The organism is Paenibacillus sp. 01L418 (assembly GCF_056400045.1).
Map to the genome: position 1 here is coordinate 1 of NZ_JBFTSN010000479.1, position 4,463 is coordinate 4,463.

Here is a 4,463-nt window from a genome sequence, read left to right on the forward strand (position 1 = left end):
ATATTAAGGAGTTGGAAGATTTAGGCATCAAGCAACTGCTTGAACTGGAACAAGGTGCATATGACCGTTACATGAAATAGTTGGAACCCCTCCCTCCGGAGTCGTGATGATTTCGGAGGGAGTATTCCTTCTGGATTGTAAACGTTATCGAAAATGTGATCGAGAACATCGTAACGAAACAAAAATTATATGATGGAGATGAAAAAATGAATCTGCAATCATTGTTGATTGAGCCGATAAGTACAACAGACCTGCTAGCTAACTTGCGTTCGCGGCTAGAGCCGATGGAAGATAAAGCCGCCTATATAGCAGCCCATATGCCTGATCATGTGCGCGAGACGATCGCGAATGCAGAACTCGCTTATCGAGGGATGATCATGCTTCCCGGTACGGGGGGAGTCAGGGAGTTTGTAGGGCACCCGCCTAACTGGCTGGAGCGCAGACATAATGATAATGAATATTTATGGCAGCTGAATCGCATGACTCATTGGCAGGACTTGCTGGAAGCCTATTCTCTCACTAAGGATGTAAAGTACGGTGTTAAGGTCATCGACGAAATGATGGACTGGATCGAGTTCGTCACTATTCCCGAGGACTTACTCGATAAGCCGATTGACTATTTTACGGAATGCCATCCGCTGAGGGTTTTGGAGATTGGTATTCGAGCCTACAAAATTTGGCCGCTTATCCTGGAGCATCTAGGTCATTCGGAGCTGTTTACGGAAGCAGTGTTGGAGCAGTATTTAACGGTCATTTACAAGCAAATAAAAGCTCTGCGCAACGTGTCGCCTCAGCTGTGGCCTAAAGCGGATCATAATCATTATTTAATGGAGTGTTTGGGTCTTCTGACGACGGCCCTTTATTTTCCCGAGCTGAAAGAAGCGGAAGAATGGAAGGCTTTTGCGATCGATGGCATCGAAAAGTGCAGCATAGCGCAGCTGACGGAGGACGGCGGTCAAATCGAGGGTTGCCCATCTTATCATAATGGCTGCATGTTCTGGTTCGGGCTGGCTGTGGTTCTGGCTAAACGTTTCCATTTTCAGTTCTCACCAGCGTACATGGAGCGGTTTAGAAAAAATTTGGATTACTCGATCTACTCGTTAAGACCAACCGGGAAATGTGTACCTGTCGGCGATTCCTATGCGAATCCCCTTGCTGTAATGTCCGGCGTCTATGGGTATTTTGCTTTGGAGGATGTATCCTGGCTCGGACTTGCAACGAATTTGATCGATGTGAACGAGGTGGTACGGGAAGCAAGCAAGCATGTATGGAGGGCGCTCGATGTCAGCAAATTCGTGGAAGAGCTGTATTCCCTGCAGGGCAGACAGTTTGTATTGGATAAACCGACGACGTTTTGGAATCGAACGTTGCATCAAGCGATTATCCGCAGTGGCTGGGATTCAAAGGCTCTCAGTTTTTTGTTTACATGTAAAAGCCCTGTTCAAAATGCCCATGCCCACATTGATTTGATGAGCTTTGATTTTACTGCGCTCGGAAAAGACATGATTTGTGATCCCGGATTTTTTTGTTATCGAGATGATGAGGACCGCAAACAGTTCAAGAGTTCAAATTATCACTCTACGCTGCTAATCGATGAGCGAGATCATTTTGAGTATATTCGCCCCTTTCAATACGGACCGCAAAAACCCGGCGGAATCTACAATGTGGAGGATAGAGGTTTCTACCGGCTCGCCAGCGCCTGCCATACAAACTACGAACCGGTGATTCATCACAGGCATATTTCACTAGTCGATAATCGGTTCGTTCTTATTGCGGACCTTGTAGAAGGGCTGAATAACCATAGCGTTCAGCGCTATTTCCATCTGGATTTTGTCGAGGTGAAGGAGAAACTGGGCGGCGTGATTGCGACGAGCGAAATTGCGAATCTGGTGATTGCAACAAGCCATATAGGGGAATTGGATTTTCTACAAGGAAGGTTGTCTGATGAGACCGATCTCTCAAGGCCTTCGACAAGGGTACGCTTCCAAGATAGATTCAGCGGTACAGTTACTTTCTTGACGGTGCTTATTCCTTTCCAAGGGGGGCAGCAGCCTGCTGTTCAGATTGTTGAAACAGCGGATGGTGTATTTAACTTCGAGCTTGGAGAGCGATACTTTGTTTCGATACACGAAAGAGATATGCAAATATCCAAATAGGCTTGAAAAGGCGAAACCCTTAGAAAGATATGAATAGGAGTGAAAAGATGTTGAACCTACAGACTGACGATCAAATTTGGGTTGAAAATGTTATTTCCAAAATAACAGCCAAAATGGGCGCAGTAAGTGAAAGATCAAGCAGCAAAATTCCATATACCACAAGTAACGGTGAGCACGATAACCAGATCAAGAAAGATATCAACTGGTGGACGAATGGGTTCTGGGGCGGCATGATGTGGCTTATGTACCATGAAACCGGGGCTCAGAAGTACAAGGAAATCGCCAATTTCACGGAAGATGCTTTGGATGCTAGTCTCCATCAATTCTACGGTCTGCATCATGATGTCGGTTTTATGTGGCTGCCTACGAGTGTGGCCAATTATAAAGTTACCGGTAATCTGGAATCCCGCAAGAGGGCGCTGCATGCCGCCAACTTGCTTGCCGGACGATTAAACTTGGTGGGCGGGTTTATCCGCGCTTGGAACGATGATACAACCAGCGAAGATACGAGAGGGTGGGCGATCGTGGATTGCATGATGAATCTTCCTCTTCTGTATTGGGCGAGCGAAGAGACCAAAGATCCGCGATATGCGCAAATCGCGATGAAGCATGCGGACACCGCTCTCGATGCTTTTATTAGGCCGGACGGTTCCGTGAATCATATCGTGGAGTTCGACCCATTCAAGGGAAGCGTTGTCCGAACTTATGGCGGTCAAGGATTCGAGGAAGGCTCGTCGTGGACGCGTGGGCAGACGTGGGCTTTGTACGGCTTTATGATCAGTTATAAGCATACAGGGAAGCAGGAGTATTTGCAGGCAGCCAAACGCGTGGCGCATTATTTTATGGCGAATATTCCGGATAACGGCATTATTCCGATCGATTTCCGTCAACCGAACGAGCCCGCTTACGAAGATTCCACGGCAGCGGCGATCGCGGCTTGCGGACTGATCGAAATCGCCAAAGCGGTTGGCGAGTATGAGAAGGAAGTCTATCTGAATGCCGCACTGAAGCTGTTGAAAACGCTGGACGTTTCTCGCTGCGACTGGACGACGGATTCCGATCATCTGTTGATCAATGGTTCAGCAGCGTATCATCATCAAGACATTCATATTTCAATCATTTATGGCGACTATTATTTCATGGAAGCTGTTTTCAAGCTAAAAGGGAACGAGTTGTTCTTGTGGTAGTAAAACGATGAGTACCAACGAGCATATCATAGCGGTGGAGATACTTAAGGGTAAGTGCAATTAGAAGATATTTTATTTGGGAGAACCTCTCTGCAGGGTGCTGCGGGGAGGTTTTTTCTTTTGCCTGCTGAAGTTGTTAAACTAATGGGCAGTTTAGCGTGGAAATGACCAAGTCGAAAACATGAAATAGAACACCTGAAAGTTACACTTTTTGGATTAAAGTAAATGAAATATAATGTCCTAGCAGCCTTCTAAATGAAGTAAATGCAGAAATAAGGAGACAGGTGCTTTAACGGTGTTTTTAAAATATTTATGGAGAGCGTTTTTGATGGCAATCTTCTTTGGAGATGTTTTGCTTGTGTACTCCTTTTTCAGCATACGAAGATAAACAATATCTTAATGACGGTGGGATGGTGCATTAAATGGTAGATAGAAAAGAAGAACGAAAAAGAACTTTTCGTGCTTTGGCTATAGTCCTGTGTATCATAACCATACCAATTGCTATTTTGTACTACGGTTATTTCCAATTTGTTTATGCAGAAAAATTAATTCTCACTCAAAACTCCCCTAACAAAAAAAACCAAGTTGAAATTAGGGTTCGAGGGGACTGACCCCTTAGCGTGAGACAAATTAAAACACCTTCAAGAAAATGCAACCATGTCGTAAGATATGGAGACAACCTTGGAGGTGTTTTTACGTTGGCAACAAGAGTAAGTTACCCAGTGGAAACAAAAATGAAAGCTATTGAATTGAGAATAACAGGAGTTCCAGTGAAAGAGGTCATGGAGCAGCTGAGCATTCGAAATAAGACGCAATTGGAAACCTGGATGCGATGGTACCGCAAGGGCGAATTAAACCGCTTGGAGCAACCTGTAGGCAAACAATACAGCTATGGTAAAGGACCTGAGTTTACCTCGGAACTGGAGCAAATAAAGGCGGAGAATCGGTTCTTAAAGCAACAAATAGATGTGCTAAAAAAGTACAAGGAAATGGAAAGGAGTTGTCACCAAAAATCATAGTTGAACTGGTTGAGTTGATTCACGGGGAAGTTACGATCACCAAAGCTTGTGCATGGCTGGGTGTGCCACGTKCTACCTATTACCGATGGAGAGCAAAAAAC

Annotated in this window: 3 protein-coding genes; all 3 read left to right on the forward strand. The window is 45.2% G+C overall.

Annotated features, from left to right (window positions below; all coding sequences use genetic code 11):
• The first annotated feature begins 206 nt into the window (after window positions 1-206).
• The 3 genes from AC1DSE_RS30805 to AC1DSE_RS30815 all read left to right on the forward strand — a co-directional run bounded on the left by AC1DSE_RS30805 (window position 207) and on the right by AC1DSE_RS30815 (window position 4,362).
• Entirely contained in the window at window positions 207-2,156 is a 1,950-nt protein-coding gene (locus tag AC1DSE_RS30805) for a heparinase II/III family protein (protein ID WP_477512067.1), read from the forward strand.
• Window positions 2,157-2,203: 47 nt separating this feature from the next.
• Window positions 2,204-3,343, forward strand: coding sequence for a glycoside hydrolase family 88 protein (locus AC1DSE_RS30810; RefSeq protein WP_477512068.1), 1,140 nt, complete (start codon window positions 2,204-2,206; stop codon window positions 3,341-3,343).
• A 698-nt stretch (window positions 3,344-4,041) separates the two neighbouring features.
• A complete protein-coding gene (locus AC1DSE_RS30815) occupies window positions 4,042-4,362 on the forward strand; it encodes a transposase (protein ID WP_076269945.1) in 321 nt (106 codons plus the stop codon).
• Window positions 4,363-4,463: the final 101 nt, after the last annotated feature.

What these genes read in the sequence shown, in the direction of transcription:
- AC1DSE_RS30805 (WP_477512067.1), top strand. Translation starts at nt 207, where the DNA reads ATGAATCTGCAATCATTGTTGATTGAGCCGATAAGTACAACAGACCTG.
- AC1DSE_RS30810 (WP_477512068.1), top strand. Translation starts at nt 2,204, where the DNA reads ATGTTGAACCTACAGACTGACGATCAAATTTGGGTTGAAAATGTTATT.